We start from the raw sequence: 21,904 nt of genomic DNA on the forward strand, positions 1-21,904 counted from the left end.
TTTCCCTCCGACCAAGGTGCTGCCGCCATGCCTTCCCTGAGGATCCCGCTGTCCGCCCTGTTGCTGACCCTTGGCCTTGCCACCGCCCAGGCTGCCGATCCCGTGAAGATCGGCGGCCTGCTGGAGACCTCCGGCCCGGTCGCCTCGCTCGGCCAGCCGGGCCTTGAAGGCGCCATGCTGGCGGTGGAGCAGATCAACAAGGCCGGAGGCATCAATGGCCGTCCGGTCGAGTTCGTGAACGTGAACACGGAAAGCGACAACACGCGCGCCGTGACCGCGGTGAAGCGCCTGATCGGCCAGGGCGACATCGCGGCCATTGTCGGGCCCATGAATTCCGGCTCGTCCTTCGCCATCATCGATACCGTACAGCGCGCCTCGATCCCGATGATTTCCAACGGCGGCTCGCGCAACATCGTCCTGCCGGCGGACGAGAAGAAATGGATCTTCCTGGCGCCCCTCACCGATGTGCTGGTGCAGGGGGTGATGATGGACGACATGAAGAAGCGCGGCATCACGCGCATCGCGCTTTTGAATGCCGACTCCCCCTTCGGAACCAGCGGGCGGGAGCAGCTTGAGAAGAATGCCGCCAGCTACGGCATCACCCTTGTGTCGCAACAATCCTTCGGTAATGCCGACCAGGACATGACACCCCAGCTGACCAAGATCCGCGGCACCGATGCCCAGGCCGTGGTGGTGTGGGCGACCGGGCCGGGGCAGGCGATCGCAGTGAAGAATTTCCGCCAGCTCGGCATCGACCTGCCGCTTTATCTGTCGCACGCCGCCAACGACTTCAATTTCGTCCGCCTGGCGGGCGCCGCTGCCGATGGCATCTTCATCCCGTCCTCCAAGATCTATGTGACGGACGCGCTCGTCGCGACCGATCCGCAAAAGGCCGTCATCGAGACCTTCGTGAAGGATTACGAAGCCAAGTACGGCAAGCCGCCGGCCACCTTTGCGGGCAACGCGTATGACAGCGTGATGATGCTGGCCGCCGCCATGGCCAAGGCGGGGGTGAGCGACCGCGCCGCCATTCGGGATGCGATCGAAGGCCTGAAGAACCATGTGGGCGTCACCGCCGTCTATTCCTACGGCCCGGCAGATCACTTCGGCGCCAAGGGCGACAGCGTTGTCATGCTCACCGTGAAGGACGGCAAGTTCACGCTCGCGCGCTGAGCCGGCGGAGGAGCATGGGCGCAGCCGCGCGCCGTGCTCCCCGTTGCCCCAAGACCGGCCTCCTTCCCCCCTCTTCACCCACGGCCGACAGCCGGGAGCGCCCATGCGCGTCCGGCCACCAAGGAGACGCACCATGCCCGACGTGACCTTTGTCTTCGCGGACGGCGAACGCACCACCATCACGGCCCGCACGGGCGAGATGCTGCTGGCTGCCGCGCGCCGCAACGGCCTGGCGCTGAGTTCCGACTGCGAAGTCGGCGACTGCCAAACCTGCCGCTGCACGCTCCTGACCGGCGACGTCGAACTTGACGAACTTGCCACCACCTCGCTCACCGAGGTGGAGATGGCAGAGGGTGAGGTGCTGACCTGCGTCAGCGCAGCGGCGGGGGATGTGACCCTCCGCATGCCGTATGAGCGCACCAAGCTCCTGCCGGCGAAGACCTTCTCCATGCGTATCGAAGCCCTGGAGCGGCTCGGCCCGTCCGTGGTTCGCCTCACCGCCCGGACCCTGGGATTGAAGCCGTTGGCCTTCCTCCCCGGCCAGTACATCAACGTGGAAGTCCCCGGTGTGGGCGTGATGCGGTCCTATTCCATGTGCAATGCCCCCTCCGGCGAGCGCTCCCTGGACCTGCTCATCCGCCTCCTCGGCACTGGGGCCATGTCGGACTATCTGCGGGATCGCGCCACGCCCGGCGACCAATTGGCGTGCGACGGCCCCCGCGGAACCTTCTATCTGCGGGACGGCAGGCGCCCCCTCCTGATGGTCGCCGGTGGCACGGGCATTGCGCCCCTGCTCGCCATGCTCGCTCACATGGCGGACAATGCCCCCGAGCGCGCGGTCTGCCTGTGCTATGGCGCGAACCAGGCGGGCGATCTCGTCTGCCTTGACCGGCTGGCGGCGCTGCAAACCCGGCTGCCCGGGCTTGATGTGAGAACGGCGGTCAGCCAGGGCCCGGCATCCGGCGCGACCGTGTCAGGGCACGCCACCGATCTGCTTCGGCCGGCGGACGTGCCTGGCCGCGACATCTATCTGTGCGGGCCGCCCGCAATGTCCGATGCCGCCCGCGTCTTCCTCATGGCACATGGAGCGGATCCGGCTGCGGTCCATGTGGAGCGCTTCGTGCCGACGGGCGAAGCCACCTCCCACCTCCTGGCCACCTGAAAGCAGGATCATGATGGCCTGCTGCCGGTTTCGTGGACACCGAGATATGATCTTCCCCCGAAAAAGTGGACGGGGTTAAGCCGCTCTGCGTTCCATCTCGGCCGTGGCGAGGCCGCCAGGCCCCGGATGCCGGCGCGGCGCATGAGCCGCTCGATCCGGGACCGGCACACGCGCCGACCGTGTCCTCGCAGAACCGCATGGATCCGCGGCGCACCATAGGTCCCGCGGCTCTCCGCGTGGATCAGCCGGATGTCATCGGTGAGCGCCCGGTTGGCCTGTGCGCGCAAACTCTCCGGCCGGGCGCGCCAGGCTCGCCCTCCCCGCGCGGATCCTTGCGCTCATTGGCCAGCGTCATCTTAATCTCGTTCGCAGCAATATTTTTCGGATTTGTTTCGATATTCATTTTGATCGGGATCGTGGTTTTTAATTATTAGAGAGGCACTCCGCCCCTCTTGAGTATATAGTTTTAAACTTGTTCAATTAATCGATTGTATTGTATTTTTTACTCGCCATGATTGTAAATTCATACCGCTAAAAACGACTATAGAATGTATAAAAAAATTTATACAATCATATCTCAATATGTTTATCCTAACATTGGCCTTCAAGAAGCACGCGCCCATCCCTTTCACGCGTCCTGCTCTTTGGTGTCGGAACTCTTACCTACCGCGGCACTGGCAACAGCACTCGCTGGAAACGAGGGCCACTTGCGTTCTCCCAATGCGTCTGATCAGTATCGAAAAAATGGAGAGCCTGATGGCTGGCGCGCATTCGCTTAAGCATGAAATCTTCATCTCTGCAGCGCCGGAGGCCGTCCATACGGCGCTCACGACCAGCGAAGGGTTGAAAGGCTGGAACACGCCCAGTGTGGCAGGAACGGGCGCTGTCGGGTCAAGTTGGACCCTGCACTATGCCGGGCGGCCGGACTTTACATGGCGGATTGACCAGGACGACCCCAAGCGAGTCTTTTGGACCTGCACCGAAGGGCCGGGAGACGCCACCGGGACTACGGCGGACTTCACGCTTGCCGCAACTGATGACGGCAGGACAAAGGTGCGGGTGGTGCACGGCGGTTGGCCGCACGACGAAGCGAATTTCACGAAGTGCAACACCCTCTGGGGCGCGCTCTTGGATCATCTTCGTGCCTATGTGGAATCTGGGGTGTCTGACCCGGCTTTTTCCTGAAACGCGATTTCGTGACCCGCGGTCCGGAGATCTTCCTCATGCCTTCGCAGCAGTCGCTTCCCGAGTTCGTCCAGGCCATGGACGACGCTGGCTTCCTTGTGCGTGTCACTGATGAAATTCGGGTCGACCAGATCCCGTCCACGCTGGAGGCTCACCCGACCAAGGCCGTTCTGATTGAGAAGATCAAGGACTGCGAATTCTCGGTGCTCGGGAATGCCTATTCCAATCAGGACATGTACGCCTGGGTTATGGAATGCGACAAGACGCAAACCGGGCGCAAAATGGTTGAGAAAGCCAAGGCTCGCGTGAAGTGGGAGACAGTGGAGACTGCACCTTGCAAGGACGTGATCCTGAAGGGCGATGACGTCGACCTGACCCGGCTCCCGCTCTTCCTCCATCACGACCGTGACGGTCACGCCTATACGAACGACAATCTCTTCATCAGCAAGCACCCGGACACCGGCGTCTATGACTGGGGCATTTACCGCTCCATGTTCCGTTCCAAGAACGAGAAGTCGGTCGACATGACCTGCACCTCGCACCGGCAGCGCATCCACGCCATGGCTGCAGCGGCCAAGGGGCAAAATCTCGAGGTTGCCATGGTGGTCGGGGGACCGACCCTCGACAAGATATCCGCACTTGTGGGCGTGCCGGGGGACACCGATGATTTTGAGGTTTTGGGCGGCTTCTATGGGGCGCCCGCCAAGATGGTAAAGTGTGAAACCATTGACGTGATGGTGCCCGCAAATGCCGAGCTCGTTCTTGAATGCGAGCTCATGGCAACGGAAGGCCTTACGTTCGACGAGGGGCCATACGGCGAGTTCACCGGCATGTATGGCGGCGGCATGAAGCACAATTATCGCCTCAAGGTGAAGGCGATGACCTATCGCAAGAATCCGATCTACCAGCATTGTACGATTGGTGGTCTGCATCCCTGGTACACGGACAACATGCTGCAGCTTCCTGCAATCGAAGCTGACCTTTATGGGGCGCTTCGGCTCGCTGGAATTGATGTGGTGGAGGTGCGCAGTCCGGCTGGCGGGCTGTCCAACATAGCTTACGCAAAGATCCGGCCGCTCGGAGCTGGTGATGCGAAGCAGGCGCTGGGCCTCATGCTCACCTGTTCCAAGCAGGGGTTGCCCAAGGTCGCGATGGTCTTCAACGACGATGTGGACATCTGGGACGATCAGGCCGTGCTCGCAGCCATGGCCTTCCGCTACATGCCCGACCGGGACACCGTCATGCTCAAGGACTGCAATACCATGACGGTTGATCCCAAATGCATCGAGCCGGGTGTGGCTTCAAAGATCGGCATGGACTGCACCAAGCCCATAGGCGGGCATTGGAATCCGGATGAGTTCATCAAGAGCGCGGTCACCAATCTCGGCGATCCGCCCGCAGATCTGGTCGTCATGAGCGAGGAAGAGATCGGACGGGAAATGGAGGCCTTCATAGCCGCAGAGCCGCGCGCTTGGCTGGATATTCTCAAGCATTTTCACGGCCAGCCCTACAAGGCCATCTATGGGGCGTTTGGTGACCTGCGGCACAAGCTTGGGCGCATGAATGATGCCCCATGGTACCGCTACACCTTGTCCGACCGCCCGTTTGCGTTCGAGGCGAAGCCATCGGCACCGCCCAATTTCGATCCACGGCACGTCGGCTCGACGCCAGCCTGACCGGGGACAATAAGGATGAGCACCGTTCCCAGGCGCATGGTGGTGGGGATCACCGGCGCCACAGGCATCGTCTATGGCGTGCGCCTCCTCAAGGCACTTCGGCAACTGGAGATCGAAAGCCACCTCATCATTTCGAAGGCGGGTGAGATGACCCGCGCCTACGAGACGGACCTGTCTTCAGAGGATCTGCGGATCCTGGCAGACGTGGTCTATTCGCCAAGCGACATCGCCGCCCCGATCTCCAGTGGCTCTTTTCGCACGATGGGGATGATCGTGGCGCCGTGCTCGGTGCGTTCCATGAGCGACATTGCGCATGGTGTGACGTCCGGTCTCATCAGCCGGGCGGCGGACGTCTGCCTGAAAGAACGGCGTCGGCTGGTGCTGATGCTGCGCGAGACGCCGCTGCACGCCGGGCACCTTAAGAGCATGCTCGCCATCACCGAGATGGGCGGCATCATCGCCCCGCCCGTCCCGGCCTTCTATTCCCGCCCCGAGACCTTGGACGACATGGTGACCCATACCATCGGGCGGGTGCTCGACCTGTTCGACCTCGATCTCAAGGCATTTCCGCGCTGGGGAGAGGAAATGCCTTGACCAAAATTCTGCCCCCTCCGGGCTGAGGCGACAGCCCCCGAACACATCCCGTCCGGGGTGGTGATGCTGTCCTCCTCGATCAGATCGAACTCGACACGGCGGCCGAACACACAAACGCGCTTCCCGATCCATTTGCGAGCCCGCCAGGAGGCTTCCAGCCGCCAGCGCCGGCATCCAGGACCAGCGCCAGCGTGTTTCAGGAACGAAGGGTGCGGATGTAGGGGATGTCGGTCACCCAGGCCTTGTCCGGTGCCAGGGGCGGGTCACCCATCGCACGCTTTTCTCTCCCTTTTCCCCCCATGGCCTGTTCCAGGCGCCGATGCGGCGGGAAACGTGGGCGATCATGGTTCATCAGCCCATGGCGATGGAGGCCGCACCAAAAGCCTTGAACAGACGACGGGCAGACGAAGTTTCCGCCCGTCTGCGAGGACGACGCCAAATAGGTCCTCAGCCTGTGACGCGCGCCGGCTTCGGGCGTCGGCCGGAAACCAGGTCGGCGCCGAACACGCGCTTGGGGTCGCGGTCGTAGATGGCGATCAGGCGGACATTCTTGGTGCGCCGAAGCGGTTCCTGGACTGTCATGTGGTAGTTGGGCGGTCGGCCGAACCAGCTCGACAGCTTTTCCAGGTCCACGGGATCGTGCACATGGCCCTGCGTCTTGCCTTCCGGCCACTTGAAGGGCACCGAGACGACCACTGTGCGCGCCAGTTCGGTGAGGCGGCGGGCAAAGGGGCCGGCATCGGGCACATGCTCAAGCACCTGGAGGCAGGTGCACAGCTCGAATCCATCCGGCACTGGGTCGGTAAGGATGTTGGCGTTCAGGCCCTGCACATTGGCGGAAGCATAAGGCTTGCGGATGTCGATTGAGACCCGCTGCTCGATCCAATCGAACCACTCCAGATAGGGACAGCCGCCGGTGCCCACGTCCAGCAGGGAGGTGGCCGATGCCCCCACCGTGCGGATGATGTAGTCCACCGCCTGATAATAGATGAGGTCGAAGCGGTCGTTCCAATAGGCGACCCACTTGTCGTGCTCGTTTGTCGCTTGTGCGTCCGCGTCCGGGAGGGTCATGGCAGCCTTCAATAAGACAGATCGGGTGTGAGCGGGCTGTGGCCGGTGCCGGTATCGCCGGCACTGAGGCGGCGCACGAAGACCTGGCCTTTGTCCCAGAGTAGGCTGTAGTCGCCCGCGTGCAGCTTCAGGAAGGTGGCGATGCCGTCATGGGGACGGTCTGCCGGCGGGCGATCCATGCCCCAGTCATAGTCGTCCCAAATGAAGATGCCGTTGGTCTTCAGGAGCGGCCAGGCGAGGAGCGAAAGCGCGAGCGCGTCATCCCGCCTCTTCCCGGCGTCGAGATAGATCAGGTCAAAGCGGGCGACGGCCTGCCTGAGCCCGTCCAGGTGCCCGGCAGCGCTTCCCTTCAGCTTGGTCACACGCGGCCCGAAGGGGGCCAGGTTGGCGTCGAAGCGGGCATCCAGTTCGCCCTTGAAGAAGTCCACGCAGGTGATGTGCGACTGCGGCAGGAAGTTCAGCAGGAACACCGCGCTGCGTCCCTCGAAGGAGCCGATCTCCAGTACATTGGCGCTCTCCTTGCGCAGGCCGCGCAGAAAACGCTGCCAGCGCAGGGCCTTGCGCGTCACCCAGTCGGCGGTGAAGATCTTTCCCTCGAACCAGGAGGCGACCTCTGCCATGAAGGCGGCGTTCTGCGCCTCTTTCTGCTGCTGGCGGATGCTGTCCTCGACCTTGCTCACCGGCGCCTCCCTCGGGCTGGCTGATCCATTTGTCATCCCTCATGCGCTGCGGCGAAGCTCGTCTTGCGTCGGCTCGTCTCCGGAGCAGGCCCCAGCCACCGTCTGCAACAGCTCCGCCGCGCGCTCGGACAGGATCTCCAGCGGCGCCTGGAACCGGCGCGGATGGTGAGGGAACGGCAAATAGAGGTCCCGGACGCCGCCCGGCCCCACCACGCAGCGCCGGTGCCAGTCCACCCAGGCCTCCCAATAGGCCAGGCGAGGGGCGGAATAGCGGTGCTCGTCAAAGGCCGCCGCGCCCGAGCGGGTGAGGGAGGCGGAATGGTGCAGACCGATGGCGAGCGGCTTGGCGATAACCTGGACGCTGGCATCGCCAAAACGGCGCCGGATGCGTCCGATAAACTCCGTGTCCGCGCCGGTGCGCACGCAGTCGAAATAACCGATGCGCTTGATTAGGCTGGCATGGAAGAAGGTGGACGCCGGATTGTCGTGCACATAGCCGCCCGCACGGCGTGCCACGGCCGTGCCGCGCTGGTCCATGCGATACCAGCGTGACATGGTGCAGGCGAGGCGGGGGTCGGACCGCATGGCCTCCATGTGCAGCGCGATGCGCTCGGGGTGCATCCAATCGTCGGAATCGTGAAAGGTGAAATAATCGGATGCCCGGGTGGCCAGCGCCAAATTCTTGGCGAAATAGGTGCCGGCATTGAACGGGGTCTGGAGAATCTCCAGACGGTCATCCTGGGCTTGGATCTGGGCGAGAATGGCGCGCGTATCGTCGGTGCTTCGGTCGTCAACCACCACGAGGCGCAGGTTGCCATAGGTCTGGGCGAGAACAGACAGTACGGCTGCCTTGATGGTGCGTTCCGCATTGTAGGCGGTCATGATGACGGTAACGCGCGGATCGGCTTCCGCCATGGGGCCCGGCTCGGCGGTTCCGGCGAGGCGATGGAAGACGTCCTCCCCCGGATCCCGGGTCACTTCAAGGTCCGGTTCCGACAGGCCGTTTTCCGCGAACATCCGCCGGGTGCAGGCCGCCCAGTTGATGCGATCGCCTCGCGCCAGGTGGATATTTGCGAGGGAAAGCCATAGGTCCACGCCCCGCGCGCCCCGGGTCTTGATCTCCTTCAGCGCCCGCACCCAGGCCTCGTCTGTGCGATGCTGCGCGAGGAGGTCTTCCAAGATCACGGTAAGGGCTGGCGTGGGCAGGTTGGCGTTGAGCGTGTCGGCGATGTGCAAGTAGGTTTCGCGTTGCCTGGGCTGGGCGGCGCCCGTCATGGTCGCGAGCTGGAAGTAGATCTCCCAGTCGAACGGATCGGCCGCCTGCATGGCCTGGAGCGCCTTTTCCGCTTCCGGGACGCGCCCGCTCCGCAGGCATGCACGCACGAAGCTCATCCGCAAGCGCCGCTGCGTGTTGGGGGAGAGCGTTTGGAAGCCGGCGATGTCCGATAAGGCGGACTTCAACCCGCCATAGGCGCTCTCGGCGGCGTTCAGGTCGAGAAGCGCGCGGGAGCGGAAAAGGTCGAGGGCGTACCGATCCCCGGGCGCGCGGTGAGAGGCCGTCGGGAGGGACAGGGCCTGCGAGAGCATCCAGAGGAGCTCCATACGTCCCTGCTCGTAGAGCCGCTCCGCCTCGTCCGGCGCGAGGACGCTCGGTCCGTCAGCGCCCTCAGCGGCTTGGGTGCCCTGCGCCGGGGTGTTCACGTCCAGATAGGCGAGCTGGGTGTCGCCGGAGACGAGGCGCACCGCGGTGGGTGGCGGCGCGTCGGGGTGGGAGAGTGGCAGCGTGAAACGTCCGTGTCCAACGGGTTGCGTCCAGGCCGTTTCCTCGTCTGCGGCGAAAACCTGGAGTGTGGCATCGTCTGCCAGGGACCAGCCTTCCACGAAGCCGAGCAGGCTGGCCGTCAGCGCCCCGTTCTCGCTTTCCGTGGCCAGGAGGCGGAGGCTGAAATGGCGGAGCCGGAACCGGGCCTCCGCCGCGGGCAATTGAAAGCCCAGGAAGAAGGAAGCGGCGGGTATGTCTTCTTTCCGGGGAAGGGCGACATCCCAGGTCCGCTCGGGCTCGGCGGCGGTAAACGCCACATTGTCCGCGAGCTTGCGATGGAACAGGAAGGCGCCCTGTTCCTCGCGCCGCAGAATGGCAACCCATTCGCAGGTGAGGCTACCGGCGAGCGGGTGGAGGGCGAGCCGTGCCCGCCCCGTTGCGGATGTGGTGGCGCCGTCCAGTGTCGCCAGCAAGCTGTCCAGGCGCAGATAGACGCGCACGTAGCCGCGAGGAACCGGCCAGTAAAGCGTTGGCACGCCCTCGTCGTGGGGCGCCGTCTCCACCGTGATCGCGGACAGGTCGTCCAAATGCTTGCAGGCGATGCTCAGGTCCCCCGAGAGCAAAAGGGACTTGCGATCGGCGCTAAGGGTCACGGTGCGCTGGCAAGCGCCCGCTTCAGGATAGGCCACGCATGGCACGCGATGCGGCACTTTCATTCTTCTTGTCTCGCCGCTGGTAGGAGTGCGGGAGGTGTCGTGGGGGGCGAGCCAGGAGAGACTGGTGACCTCACCCACCGTGATGACGTTAAGCTCCCGCACTCTCACACTCAATACATCTTGCCAACCCCCTGAAAGGGGCAAATCAGCGAAATGTTCCCGCAGTCTCTCACATTAAAATTATGTAATGAGGTATAATGATGCCGATTTATACATATGGAAATATTTATAAATCTTAGGTTGTGCGAGCCATTTACTTCTTCTCCGACGCGATGATCGCTAAAAATGTGTTTTCAAAGCTTGATTATCCCGGTATCGAGCGTTTTAGGGCACATGGAAATCAGCTGCTGCGGTTCATCCGAATGTTCAAGCAAGGTGCGGTTCCATTGGGGCCCGGGAGTGGGCCATACCGTGCGGGCGTCGAGGGGCTGCACGCGCCGGCATATCCGCCTGAGCCAACACTGGCGTCTGTCATCAACGCCCATGGTTCGGTCCGCGGCGACCGCATCGCGCTGCGTTACCTTGATCGAGGCGAACGCGAGAGCGATGCCGACACCTATGCCTCCCTTGCCACTGCCGCGCGCGCCATCGCGAGCGGGTTGAAGGGCGCGGGTCTGACGGGGCGCCCGGTCATTTTGTTGCTGCCCCAGGGGCTTGACTATGTGCGCGCGTTTCTTGGTTGCCTGTTTGCTGGCGCCATCGCCGTGCCCGTCCCCTCGCTCGCCGACCGACGCGCACTCGCCCGCACTCGGGGTATCGTCGCCCATGTGAGCCCCGCGGCGCTCATCTGTCCCGCCGCCCTCGCGGCCTCTGCCGACGTTGCGGATATTGCGGCGCTGGCGCCGCCGGGCGTGCGCGTGCTGGCGGTGGAAGACCTCAAGCAGGAGGCGCCCCTCCAACGCCTCCACGGGAGCGGGCCGGATGATACCGCTTTCATCCAATACACGTCCGGGGCGACCAGCGCGCCCAAGGGCGTGGTGATTACTCAGGCCAATCTTTCCGCAAACCTTGCCACGATCGCCGATGCCATGCGCCAGAGCGCAGGACACAGCGCGGTGTCTTGGCTGCCCCTGCACCATGACATGGGCCTGATCGGCAACGCGCTCACCCCCCTCTTCCTCGGCGCTGAGACCACGCTCATGTCGCCGCTGGCCTTTCTACAGAAGCCACTGCGATGGCTGGCGGCCATGGATCGCTATGGCGCCACCACAAGCGGTGCGCCCAATTTCGCCTATGACATGGTGGTCCGTGCCGTCCCGCCGGAGGCGGTCGCGCGGCTCGACCTGTCGCGGTGGACCATGGCCTATTGCGGCGCCGAGCCGGTGCGGGCCGAGACTTTGGCGCGCTTCGCCACGCATCTGGCGCCCGCGGGCTTCCCGCCGGGGGCGCTTTATCCGTGCTACGGGCTGGCCGAGGCCACCTTGATGGTGACCGGTGGGGTGGCTGGGGCGGGAGTGCAACTGCACAGCTTCCCCAAGTCTGCAAGCCCTGGCGCCGACCGTCCCTCCGTGGCCTGCGGCCGCCCCCATCGGGCGACGCGCGTCATCCTCCTGGCGGAGGAGGGCGTGGCGGATGAGGGCGAGGTGGGCGAGGTCTGTGTCGCCGGTCCTGCTGTCAGCCCGGGCTTCTGGGATCCGCAGACCGGCACGGCGGTGCCCGATCCCGAGCGCCGCGTCGCGATCGACGGCGTCGCCTATCTCCGTACAGGCGATCTCGGCCGGTGGGTGGATGGGGCGCTCCATGTGGTGGGGCGGCTGAAGAACATGATCATCCTGCGCGGTGCCAACTACTATGCCGAGGACATTGAGGCCACCGTCCGCGCCATGGACGACGCTGGTGAATCATTGGAAGCGGCTGTCTTCGCGGCGCCGGGGGCTGAGGAGGGCTTTTCCATCGTCTGCGAATGGGCAGGCGGGCCGGTCGGGGCGGAGGACCTGAAAGCTGCCATCTCCCGCGCGGTCGCCGAGGGGCATGGCCTCCTGCCCACCGACATCCTGATCATGCCCCCGGGCGCCATCGCCCGTACCCCCAGCGGCAAGCTGATGCGCGCGCAAACCCGGCGCCAGTTTCAGCATCTCCTGTCCGGTGGCGAGGTGCGGCCATGACGATTCTCGAAGCCGGACAGACCTCCCGTGCCTATCCCTATTGGCTCGACATTCGCCATGCCCCGCCCCGCCCCATGGAGAGCGGGAAGTTCTGGCGGGTAAGCCGCCACGCCGATCTCCTTAAGGTGATCCGCCACCCGGATGTGGAATGCGCGGACGCCTATGCGGGACTCATGCGGGTGGCGCGGCGGCAAGGCGCGGACATCACCCATTTCGGCAACCTCATCGGAGGCTTCTTTCTCGCCCGCAACGCCCCCTTCCACACGGCGGTGCGGCCCCTCTACCGGGCCATGGTGCGCCACATGACGGACGCCGCACCGCGCGAGCGGGTGGCGGGGCAGATGCGCGCGGCGCTCGATGCGTTGGCCCATGGCGGCAAGGTGGACGCCACGACGGACCTGTGCTCGCCCTTGCCCATCAAGGTGGCCTCGGCCGCCCTCGGCCTATCCGAGGAGGTCATCGGCCGCGTGCGCAACATCGCCCTCGACGTGCTGGACGAGGGGCTCTTTCCTTATCTGCCGGTGCGGGCCTATGCGGATTTGGAGCGCCGGGCAGCGGAATTGCATCGCCTGGTGGCCACCGAGGTGTTCGGCGAAACGCCGGCGCCGGCCATTGCCGAACTGATCGCCGCCGGACGCGGCGAGGCGCAGCTGTCCGATACCGATCTCATCAACACCTTCACCACCTTCATCTTCGCCGCCACCCACGCCATCGGCGCCTCCTTCTCGGCGGCCCTCTATCTGCTGGCGCTTCACGACGGGTTCGACGCCTTGGCACGCCGGCCTGAACTCAACCGCACCGCCGTAGACGAAGTGCTGCGCTACAGCTCGGTGCTGAGCGTGCTGATCCAGCGCGTGGCGGTGCGCGACCTGGAGGTGGGCGGCAGTTGCATTCCCGCGGGCACACAGATGGTGTGCGAAGTAGAGAGCGGCAATTTCGATCCGGCCGCCTATGAGGATCCCGCCACCTTCGCGCTCGATCGCACCGGGCCTGTCCCGCTCTTCTTCGGCAGCGGCGCCCATGTGTGCCTCGGCGCCAATCTGGGGCGGATGCAGCTCAGCCTGTTCCTGGAAATGATCAGCCGCGACTATCGCTGCATACTCGAAGACAGCCGGCCGGACTGGCACATGCAGCTCGGCGTCCGCCGTCCGGCCCGCCTGCCGATGCGGATCACGTCCGCCCATAAGAAGGGGCTTTCCTCATGACCACGCTTTCTCCCCAGGCCCTGCGGGACTGGCTGGTGAACTATGCGGCCACCTCACTCAGCATGGGCAAGGAAGACATCCCGCTGGATGCCAATTTCGACACGTACGGCCTGGATTCCGTCGAAGTGATCGTCATGGCAGGCGTGATGGAGGAAGCCTTCGAGATCGAGATCGATCCCAGCTGGTTCTTCGACGATCCCACCATCAACGGCGTGGTGGCCATCCTCGGCCGGCGCCTGGCGCAGGAAGAGGAGGTCTGACCGTCCATGGCGCAGCAGGACAGGTCAGGGAAGGTGGAAACCGCACCCACTTCGGATGCCGCCCGAGTTTTGCCCCGGTGCCCGGACGAAGAGTTGGCACGGCTTGCCGCAGCCTTGTCGGCCGAGGGGCCAAAGGCTGTGGACGGGGACATCTTCGCTTGCCTTGAGACCTGGCCCTCCGATCCCCGCCTTCACCTGTTGCGGATCCGCCAACTGGACGCCCTGGGCGACGGCCTGGCGCTGGACGCGCAGCTCGCCGAGGCGCGGCGCCGCTTTCCCCGCAATGCCCGCATCGCCCTTCACGCCTTCCGACGGCTTCTGGCAACCGGCCACGGAGCGGACGCGCGCGCATTGTTCGAGGCGCAGATCTGGTGCGCGAGCCTGCCCGAGGGAAACCGGCTGGAGGCGCTCGAAAGCCTGTGCGCCGCGATCGGCGATGAAGGCGATCGTGCTGCCTTTCTCGGCGGCCTCCTGAAGGGCGGCGCGCAGGATCGCTTCGCCCTCCTGAAGCTCGCGGAACTGGACCTAGCGGTGGGGCGCACTGAGGCGGGGTTGGCGCGCTTCGGCGCGGCACGCGCCCTCGGCGAGGTGCCACAGGCCGCCTGGCTTCTGGAGATCGAGACGCGCCTAAAGGCCGGGCAGGCGGACGAGACCGTTGGTACGCTGCTGGACGGCGCGCTGGAGCGTCACTCCGACCTGCCCCGCTTCCACACCCTCAAGTGCGATTTTCACGAGGCGCGCGGTGAGCGGGAGGCCCTTGCCCGGACGTTGGCAGCCGCCCGCACCCGCTTCCCGCGCCATCCCTGGCTGGCGCTGCGCCAGTTCAACCTGGATCTGTCCGCCGGGCGCCTGACCTCGGCTGGCACACTTCTGCGCGCCGAGGTCTGGTCCTCCCCCTTGCCGGAGGCCACGCGCCGGCGGGCGCTGGGTGCCTTCACCCGGGCCTGGACCGATTCACTGGGTCTCGACGAGGCGCTCGCCGAGCTGATGACCGGCGGGCCCGACGACCGCTTCGTCCTCACCAAGCGCGCCGGACATGCCATGAAGCAGCGGGCGTTTCCGGAAGCGCTCGCAATGCTGGACCAAGCCCTCTCCCTTGGCCCGCTGCCGCGGGAGGCGGAGGCGATGCAGGTGGACCTGTTGATGTTCACCGGCAAGTTCCAGGAGGCGCTGGCTCTGGCCAAGCGTGTGTTCGCCGCCGACCCTACCCGCAAAGCCATGCTGCGGCGGATCAACCTGACCGGCAGCGTCGCCAATTCCCAGGAGGACGTGACGCAGTCCATCATCCGGTCTATCGAGCAATGGCCGGACGACCATCTCCTGCTGCAACGCTACAATCGCGCCGCCTTCCCCCGCGAGGTCGACCGAGCGCTGTTCGATCGCCTTCAGGCCCATGCACGCACCGAGGAGGCCGAGGCCCACTGGCAGTACCAATACGCCCTTGCGTGTCTGCGCCATCGCGACACGCCTCAGGGCTATGCCATTCTCCAGCAGATCGTGGACAAGCCGCAGATCGGCTTTTTCGCCCAGCGCGTGCTGACCATCCTGCAATCGAAGCCCCTGGAGGCGTGGGACGCCACGGCGCGGTTCGACAATGACACCATGTGCGACTTCCGCGTGGTGACGAAGCCGGGCGCACGGGCCACCTTCCTGGTGCTCAGCGGCGTGCGGGGAGACCTGGGCGGATTGCCCTTCACCCATGTGGACGTGCTGCTGGCGGACCACCCAGTCAACGTCATCTATCTGCGCGACAACAGCCGCCGCGCCTTCACCGGCGGCCTGCCGAGCCTCGGCGCGGACGAGGCGAGCATGATCGCCGCCCTGCGCCGCCATTGCGACGCGCTCGACAATGTGCCCGCCATTCCCTTCGGCGGCTCGTTCGCCGGCTGGTCGGCCATCCGCCTCGCCGTGCTCATGGGCGCGCCAGCGGCGCTGTCTCTGTCGGCGCCGGTGATGGATCCGACCGATGAGAGTGGCAATGCCCCCATGCGGCTCAGCCGGCGCTATATCGCATCGGTTCTACCGCCCCATGCCCGGGATCTGGCCGGCCTGGTGCGCGGGGCTCCAGGCACCACCATCTTCCATGCCTACGGCGCCCAGCATCTGCGCGACGGCCAGCACGCCAACGAATTGCGCGACGTGCCCAACGTGGTGACCATCCCGGTGGATTCGGACGATCATTTCATCGCCTCGGACCTGATCGCACAGGGGCTGTTCCATCCCCTCGTGGCGCGCGTGATCGAGGCCGCCGCGGGGGCCGCATCCAAGGCCCGACGGGAGCCCGCGCATGACTGAGGGCGAAGGCGCCGCTCGGCGCGTCCATGTGTGCGGGAACTTCGACATCTTCAATTATGGCGATGTGCTCTTTCCGCTCGTCGCCCGCCACCGTCTCGCCCCAGCCGGTTATGAGGTGGTGCCCGTCGCGCCCACCGCGCGCCGGTCCTGGCCGGACAGCCTGCCCGCCCTCTCGCTTCAGGACCTGTTCGCGGGCGCACCCGGCGCCGGCATCCTGGTGGGCGGGGGGCACATCATCTCCGACATGCCGGTGACCGACTTCTTCGGCATTTCGGACGTGAAGGACGATCCGGGCGGCACCTGGGCGCAGACTTACTTTTCCGGCCTGTGGCTGGGGGCGACCCTTCAGGCCTGCGTCACCGGCGTGCCCATCGCCTGGAACGCGCCCGGCGTGATGCGTCCCTTCATCCGCAGCGAGATCCGCGCGCTCGCCCTGGCGGCCATGAACGTGGCGGAGCGGGTCGCCGTGCGCGATGCGGAGAGCCAGCGGCTTCTGGGGCCCCAGGCTGAGGGGCGCGCCTGCGTGTCCCCCGACACCGTGCTCGACATTTCCGCCCTCTGGCCGCGTGAGGGCCTGGCCAAGGACTTCGCGGGCCTTGTCTCCCGAGCCGGCTTCGACCCGGGACAGCGCTTCCTGGCCATCCAGGTGCGCCGGCTCTTGAAGATGGAGGCCTTCCCGGACATTGCGGCGCAGATTTCCGCCCATGCGCGGGCCAGCGGCCTCGTGCCGATCCTGGTGGCCATCGGCCCGGGGCTCCGGGATGACGAGGCGGCGCGCCACACTGCGGCGTATCTGGATTGCCCTCACATCCTGCTGGATGCCCCCGCATCGCTCCGGGAGATCACGGCGGCGCTGGCGTTTTCGTCGGCTTTCGTCGGGCAGTCACTGCACGGCTGCATCGTCGCGTCCGCCTATGACGTGCCTGCTTTGGTCGTGGCCGAGCGTCCGGCGCGGCGGCTGGCGGGTTTCCTGACCTATCGCGGCACCCCTGAGCTTCTGTTCGAGGGCTGGTCGCAGGCATTCGAGGCGCTCGGCACCCTGCCGTCCCGCATGCCCGTGCCCGTAACCATGCGCACGGAGGTCGACCGGCACTGGGCCGACATCATCGCCATGCTCCACCAGCCGCAGGACCGCAGCGCAGCGCAGCTCGCCTTCCTGCTGCTCTATGCCCGGCTGGGCATGCGTGGCCTCGGCCCGGAATGGAGCCTTCGCCCCTTCCGGCCCTCGGCCTATGGAGAACGGGAGTCTGCCCTCAAGCGCGGACCCCGCCGGCCAGAACGGACGGCACAAGGGGAATGATCGCTGCTGCCACCATCGTCTGCGGGGCGGTGATGCCGGCCATCAGCGGTGCGTCGCTGCCCGGTTGCCGCGCCATGATATAGGCGGAGGAGGCGGTGGGGCAGGATTTGAAACAGGAGCGCGATGGTGAGCGCCTTGCCGGTGTGGTCGAAGGGGCGAGCAACAGGGCCGCCACCGGCATCAGAAGAAACTTCACCGCCGCGGAGGAGACCACCAGCCCCACCCGTTGGCGGGCGGTGGAAAACTCCCGTGCGGCGCCTACGCACAACGGGCCGATGGGCAGCGAGGCCGCGCTCAGTTGTCCTAGAGCGGTAGCGATCATCGTGAAGCAGCAGAGCTTTCCAAATCACGCAGAACCTTATTCAAGCTGCCTGTCGGAGGTGGAGGCCGGTAGGTAGGGTGAAGGCTCTGTCATTTGATATTCGGGTCCGTGTTCTTGCCGCGTTGGCGGGCGGGACGTGATCTTCCTCGGTTTTGTGGACACCCCTGTTAGCTTTTGCGAGCTTCACAGGAGTGTTCAATGGGCCCACGGCGTCGGGTTTTTCCAGAGGCGCTCAAGCAGGAGGCCGTTGACCGGGTGACCTCCAGCAGCCTTTCCACCGTTCAGGTGGCGCAGGAGCTGGAACTGCACGAGACGGTTCTGCGGCGGTGGGTGAGAGATTTCGCACCCCAGGCGAGGGGAGCGGCGCAGCGCCCGATGCCGTAGGCGGCGGCCCCGTCGCCGGCGGACCTTGCTGCGGAGAACGCCCGGCTCAGGCGGGAGAACGAGCGGTTGCGGATGGAGCGCGACATCCTAAAAAACGCCGCGCTCATCTTCGGAGCGGCCTCCCGATCATAAGTATCAATTGATCGAATCAGAATTCTCTCAATTACAAATGTAACAACTAATTCTGGTAATTGGCTATTATGGCGAATTCCAAGAAAGTTGTGTTATTGAAGCGCTGGCAGGGAATTGGGGTTTCCTTCACCGCTGCAGACTGACGATTCGACACATCAGGAAGAGGAAGCGACAGTCAGAAGATGGCAAGGCATATCCGGCATTTCGGCTGTCCGGGCGATTTGACGGTGGATCATCTGGGCGCTACATCGAGTATCTGGAAGTGGATATTCAATTTCAAAAAATAGAAATGTGTAGCGGGCACGGTCACGGAGCTGAAATGATGACCAGATTTCATAATAAACTGAGTGCGAATGAACGATAAAGGGACGACCTTCATTTATCATTTGGCGATGGCGCGGCGCTCAAGAACGGTAATGCAACGGACGAGCGGCCAGAGCATGAGCAGGTAGAGCAACGCGGCCACCACCAGCGGAGTGGTATTGAACATGTTGCCCTGGGCGATACGCGCGGTGCGCAGCAGCTCCGGCAGCGTCACCACCGAGGCCAGTGAGGTGAGCTTGATCGCCTCAAGGATATTCGACATGAGGTCGGGTAGCACATTGCGAACAGCCTGAGGCAGCACCACGAAGCGCAAGGTGGAGATCATGCCGAGCCCGGTGGAGCGCGCGGCTTCGACCTGGCCCTTCGGCACACTCTCGATGCCGGCCCGGAACACTTCCGCATAATAGGCCGAGGTGTTGAGAATGAGGGCTGCGCACACCGCCTGGATGGAGGACAGTTCCAGGCCGAGGAAGGGCATGCCGTAATAGATGAAGATGAGCAGCACCAAAGGCGGGAAGGCACGCAGGAAGTCGATATAGACGATCAGCGCGCCCGTCAGCACCCGGCCGCGCACCTCCTGTAGCGCGGCGATGGCGAGCCCCACCGCAAGGCCGACCGGCACGGTGATGACCGCCAGCAGCAGCGTCATCCGAAGGCCCGTCAGGAGATTGGGCAGGACGCGCTCGGCGATGGCGAGGTTCAGAAACTGATGGATGAAGGTCTCCATGGCAGACCTCCTCTCAAGCCCAGCGGAAGCGTCGCTCAAGGCGACGGCTGAAGGCGACCAGGGGAACCAGGAACAGCAGATAGCCGATGGCGGCGACCATCAGCGGCGTCGCATTGGAGGCATAGCCCAGCGCGGCGCTGGCTTCGGCAAGAAGATCGGGCACCGCCACCACCGAGGCGAGCGAGGTGTTCTTCACCGTGGCGATGACGCGGCTGGTGAGCGGCGCCATGACCCGGCGCAGCGCCTGAGGCAGAAGCACATAAATTAGGACCTGGGTGAGCGACATGCCGGTTGAGCGGGCCGCTTCGCTCTGCCCCTTCGGCAGCGAGGACAGGCCGGCCCAGACCAGTTCCTCGGTGAAGGCAGCCAGGACGAGGCTCAGGGCAACCCAGGAGACGAACATGCCGCTGAGCCGGAGGCCGAGATAGGGCATGCCGAAGAAGCCGACCACGATGATCATCAGGGGCGGCAAGGCGCGCATGACATCCGCGAACACAGCGATCAAAGCGTTCACGCCCCGCCAGCGGGCGCTGCGCAGCATGGCGAGCAGGATCCCGAGCACAAGGCCCGTGCAAACCACCATGACCGACAGCTCAATGGTGACGAGCAGCCCCTTCAGGAGATCCGGCAGGTAGCGCAGTGCTACATCGATGTTGAAGAAGGCGTGCGTGAGTTTGTTCATCGATCGGGATCCGCAGGCGGTCGGGCGCAGGTGGACGTCGCCCCGCCGGACGGCGGGGCGACGGGCACTCAGGCTTTGCAGTTCAAAGGGTGCGGCGTCGGGTCATAATGGGGCATGCCCTCGGGGCCGTAGCCGGGGACCACGGTCTCCGTCATGCCGCCCTTGACGGGCGGGAGGCCGGTCCATTTCTGGAAGATCTGGCCAAGCACGCCCTTGGTCTTTAGGCATTCCAGGGCCGCATCCACTTTGTTGCGGGTCGCGGCATCGTCCAGATTGAAGGCGTAGCCAAAATATTCCTTGCGATCCACATAGAAGGTCGAGGGCTTGAAGATCGGGTTCTCCTTGGAGAGCCAGCCGGCGGAGGCGGTGTACATCACAGCCGCATCGGCCTGGCCCGATGCCACGGCGGCAGCGGCGTCGGAATGCTTGTCGAAGCGCTGAACGGTGATGTTGTATTTGGGCGCCTCGGCGGAGATCCAGCGATCGAAGAGATTGCCCTTGTTGGTGGCGACCACCTTGCCCTTCAGGTCCTCCAGCGACTTTACGTCGGGCCCCTTGGCATTCAGCAGGAAGCCGTAGGTGGCATCCCCATAGCCTTCCGCGAACAGGATATTCTGGGCCCGCTCGGCGGTGATTGTCGCCGGAGCGAGGATCATGTCGAACTTCTTGGCGATCAGCCCTGGAATGGTGGCGGACCATGGCTGGTCGATGACCTTGATCTCCACGCCCATCTCCTTCGACAGGGCCGCGGCGATGTCGATGTCGATGCCCTTGAACTTGCCGTCATCGCCCACCACGGCAAAGGGGGCGTAACCCACGTCGGCTGCAGCGACGATGGGCTGCTGCGCCTTGGCCGCTGCGACAGAGGCCAGCATGGCGGCCGAGAACAGAACCGTATGCAGAAGCTTCAACGTGGTTCTCCTGTCACTGGAAGGGAAATGATCGTTTCATTGTGTAGAACGATCTTTCGTTAATTGGAACACATGTGGAAGCTGGGTCAAGACTCCATCTGCATCCGACTGCACAAAAAGCGCCCCACTCATAAAAATGCCCATTCGGTCGGCACGTGGCGCCAGATTGGGCCAGGCAATGCTGCAGCAGAGGGCAGGCGAGGCACCCACTCCCCGGACAGGATCAGCCGTAGAAGCGCGCGCCGAGCGCCTTCGACACCCGGGCCGCCGCCTCGTAAACCAGGGGTTGAAGCGCCGCGATCCGGCTCGGCGTCAGGCGCGTCAGGGGACCGGAAATGGTCATGGCCCCCACGAGGCCGGCGACGTTCGAGAACACCGGCGCGGCGATGCCGCCAATCTCCGCATCACGCTCGCCGATGGAGACGAAAGGCAGGCTCTCCAATGTCTTGCCTGGAGCCGGGGCCAAGGCGTCATGCTTGGTAAAATGAGTGAGGACCCGGCCCGCAGCCCCCTTGTCGAGGGACACAGTGTCCCCCTCCGCCACATGTTCGCGCAGCAACTGGTCGCTGTCCTCGCGGAACAGGCACATGCGCTTGTTGCCGACCCGCTGGAAGAAGGACACGCACTCCTGCGTGCTGGCCACCAGATCCTTCATCACCGGTCGGATGTGGTCCTCGAAATCCACATTGTCGGCATAGCGCTTGCCGAGGCGGTACAGCTCGGGGCCCAGCGCGTAGCGGCGATCGGGCGTGATGGTGACCATACCCTCTTCCGCCAGGGACAGCAGCATGCGCAGCGTTGTGCTCTTGACGATCCCGGTACGCCGGCAAATGTCCGCCAGCGACATATCTTTTGCGTTGGTGTCGAAACTCTTCAGAATCTGTAGCGCACGGACAACGGCATCAACAGACTTCGTCTTCAACTCCGACATCTGGCCTCCCACTGAGTCTTTGACGGCGCATGGACCGGCGCGCACCATTTTCGATGAGCAGCATAGCGTTCTGCACTGTGGACCGAAAGATGGACATCGTCACTTTGTGCGAAGGTCCTGCATGCGCGACGCGACGCCCGCACATCGGCTGGAGAGCGAGGCCTCATCCCCACGCCGACCGCCGCGATGAAAAAGAAAATCACGCCGTCAGGCCTCACTTGGCAAGAGCCGGACGAATATGAAATTCGAAGAGCGACGGGCCTCCTCTCCGACGCAGTGTTCTGAACAATGGAATGGCATGCTTCTT

The 21,904-nt window shown here is 64.5% G+C and carries 19 protein-coding genes and 2 pseudogenes; 11 read left to right on the top strand and 10 right to left on the bottom strand.

What is annotated here, in order from left to right; genetic code table 11:
- The first annotated feature begins 27 nt into the window (after positions 1 to 27).
- Complete coding sequence (locus PV781_RS07500) at positions 28 to 1,173, top strand: ABC transporter substrate-binding protein (RefSeq protein WP_274775012.1); 1,146 nt, start codon at positions 28 to 30, stop codon at positions 1,171 to 1,173.
- A gap of 133 nt (positions 1,174 to 1,306) precedes the next feature.
- Positions 1,307 to 2,335 (top strand): 2Fe-2S iron-sulfur cluster binding domain-containing protein, encoded by a 1,029-nt coding sequence (locus PV781_RS07505; RefSeq protein WP_274775013.1) that lies wholly within the window; start codon positions 1,307 to 1,309, stop codon positions 2,333 to 2,335.
- Between the two features lie 101 nt (positions 2,336 to 2,436).
- On the opposite strand, the pseudogene PV781_RS07510 reads toward PV781_RS07505, so the two are convergent.
- Positions 2,437 to 2,664: pseudogene (locus PV781_RS07510) on the bottom strand (IS3 family transposase); the annotation flags it as partial.
- Positions 2,665 to 3,055: 391 nt separating this feature from the next.
- Between PV781_RS07510 and PV781_RS07515 the strand changes: the two are divergent.
- From PV781_RS07515 to PV781_RS07525, 3 genes are read left to right on the top strand one after another with little or no spacing between them, the layout of a single operon-like run.
- Positions 3,056 to 3,520, top strand: a complete 465-nt coding sequence (locus PV781_RS07515) for an SRPBCC family protein (protein WP_274775014.1) — start codon at positions 3,056 to 3,058, stop codon at positions 3,518 to 3,520.
- Between the two features lie 38 nt (positions 3,521 to 3,558).
- Entirely contained in the window at positions 3,559 to 5,196 is a 1,638-nt protein-coding gene (locus PV781_RS07520) for a UbiD family decarboxylase (RefSeq protein ID WP_274775015.1), read from the top strand.
- A gap of 15 nt (positions 5,197 to 5,211) precedes the next feature.
- The gene (locus tag PV781_RS07525) at positions 5,212 to 5,790 is read left to right on the top strand and encodes a UbiX family flavin prenyltransferase (RefSeq protein ID WP_274775016.1); all 579 of its coding nucleotides are present in this window, start codon (positions 5,212 to 5,214) and stop codon (positions 5,788 to 5,790) included.
- Here PV781_RS07525 and PV781_RS24105 read toward each other — a convergent pair.
- The 4 genes from PV781_RS24105 to PV781_RS07540 all read right to left on the bottom strand — a co-directional run bounded on the left by PV781_RS24105 (position 5,676) and on the right by PV781_RS07540 (position 10,019).
- Entirely contained in the window at positions 5,676 to 6,029 is a 354-nt protein-coding gene (locus tag PV781_RS24105) for a DUF5818 domain-containing protein (protein WP_425532371.1), read from the bottom strand. The genes PV781_RS07525 and PV781_RS24105 overlap by 115 nt on opposite strands.
- 208 nt (positions 6,030 to 6,237) lie before the next feature.
- On the bottom strand, positions 6,238 to 6,861 hold the full coding sequence (locus PV781_RS07530; protein ID WP_274775017.1) for a class I SAM-dependent methyltransferase: 624 nt from the start codon (positions 6,859 to 6,861) through the stop codon (positions 6,238 to 6,240).
- An 8-nt stretch (positions 6,862 to 6,869) separates the two neighbouring features.
- Positions 6,870 to 7,541 (bottom strand): class I SAM-dependent methyltransferase, encoded by a 672-nt coding sequence (locus PV781_RS07535; protein ID WP_274775018.1) that lies wholly within the window; start codon positions 7,539 to 7,541, stop codon positions 6,870 to 6,872.
- 39 nt (positions 7,542 to 7,580) lie between these two features.
- A complete protein-coding gene (locus PV781_RS07540; protein WP_274775019.1) occupies positions 7,581 to 10,019 on the bottom strand; it encodes a glycosyltransferase in 2,439 nt (812 codons plus the stop codon).
- 362 nt (positions 10,020 to 10,381) lie between these two features.
- On the opposite strand from PV781_RS07540, the gene PV781_RS07545 reads away from it, so the two are divergent.
- From PV781_RS07545 to PV781_RS07565, 5 genes are read left to right on the top strand one after another with little or no spacing between them, the layout of a single operon-like run.
- Positions 10,382 to 12,124, top strand: a complete 1,743-nt coding sequence (locus tag PV781_RS07545; RefSeq protein WP_274775020.1) for a fatty acyl-AMP ligase — start codon at positions 10,382 to 10,384, stop codon at positions 12,122 to 12,124.
- Positions 12,121 to 13,329, top strand: a complete 1,209-nt coding sequence (locus PV781_RS07550; protein ID WP_274775021.1) for a cytochrome P450 — start codon at positions 12,121 to 12,123, stop codon at positions 13,327 to 13,329. The genes PV781_RS07545 and PV781_RS07550 overlap by 4 nt, the downstream gene beginning before the upstream one ends.
- A complete protein-coding gene (locus tag PV781_RS07555) occupies positions 13,326 to 13,589 on the top strand; it encodes an acyl carrier protein (protein ID WP_274775022.1) in 264 nt (87 codons plus the stop codon). Before PV781_RS07550 ends, PV781_RS07555 begins: the two co-directional genes overlap by 4 nt.
- Positions 13,590 to 13,595: 6 nt before the next feature.
- Positions 13,596 to 15,884 carry a tetratricopeptide repeat protein gene (locus PV781_RS07560; protein WP_274775023.1) on the top strand — a complete coding sequence of 763 codons (2,289 nt, stop codon included), beginning with the start codon at positions 13,596 to 13,598 and terminating at the stop codon, positions 15,882 to 15,884.
- Positions 15,877 to 17,184, top strand: coding sequence for a polysaccharide pyruvyl transferase family protein (locus PV781_RS07565; protein ID WP_274775024.1), 1,308 nt, complete (start codon positions 15,877 to 15,879; stop codon positions 17,182 to 17,184). The genes PV781_RS07560 and PV781_RS07565 overlap by 8 nt, the downstream gene beginning before the upstream one ends.
- On the opposite strand, the gene PV781_RS07570 is transcribed toward PV781_RS07565, so the two are convergent.
- Positions 17,138 to 17,506 carry an AEC family transporter gene (locus PV781_RS07570; protein WP_274775025.1) on the bottom strand — a complete coding sequence of 123 codons (369 nt, stop codon included), beginning with the start codon at positions 17,504 to 17,506 and terminating at the stop codon, positions 17,138 to 17,140. The genes PV781_RS07565 and PV781_RS07570 overlap by 47 nt on opposite strands.
- Positions 17,507 to 17,704: 198 nt before the next feature.
- Between PV781_RS07570 and PV781_RS07575 the strand changes: the two are divergent.
- Positions 17,705 to 18,018, top strand: a pseudogene (locus PV781_RS07575) (transposase); the annotation flags it as partial.
- 386 nt (positions 18,019 to 18,404) lie between these two features.
- Here the strand turns inward: PV781_RS07575 and PV781_RS07580 are convergent.
- The 4 genes from PV781_RS07580 to PV781_RS07595 form a co-directional block, all read right to left on the bottom strand.
- Positions 18,405 to 19,073 carry an amino acid ABC transporter permease gene (locus tag PV781_RS07580; RefSeq protein ID WP_274775026.1) on the bottom strand — a complete coding sequence of 223 codons (669 nt, stop codon included), beginning with the start codon at positions 19,071 to 19,073 and terminating at the stop codon, positions 18,405 to 18,407.
- Positions 19,074 to 19,086: 13 nt separating this feature from the next.
- Entirely contained in the window at positions 19,087 to 19,755 is a 669-nt protein-coding gene (locus PV781_RS07585; protein WP_274775027.1) for an amino acid ABC transporter permease, read from the bottom strand.
- Positions 19,756 to 19,823: 68 nt separating this feature from the next.
- Complete coding sequence (locus PV781_RS07590) at positions 19,824 to 20,666, bottom strand: substrate-binding periplasmic protein (RefSeq protein WP_274775028.1); 843 nt, start codon at positions 20,664 to 20,666, stop codon at positions 19,824 to 19,826.
- 223 nt (positions 20,667 to 20,889) lie between these two features.
- The gene (locus PV781_RS07595) at positions 20,890 to 21,597 is read right to left on the bottom strand and encodes an IclR family transcriptional regulator (RefSeq protein ID WP_274775029.1); all 708 of its coding nucleotides are present in this window, start codon (positions 21,595 to 21,597) and stop codon (positions 20,890 to 20,892) included.
- Positions 21,598 to 21,904 lie beyond the last annotated feature (307 nt).

It is taken from the genome of Aquabacter sediminis (assembly GCF_028863665.1).
Classification (GTDB): Bacteria; Pseudomonadota; Alphaproteobacteria; order Rhizobiales; family Xanthobacteraceae; genus L1I39.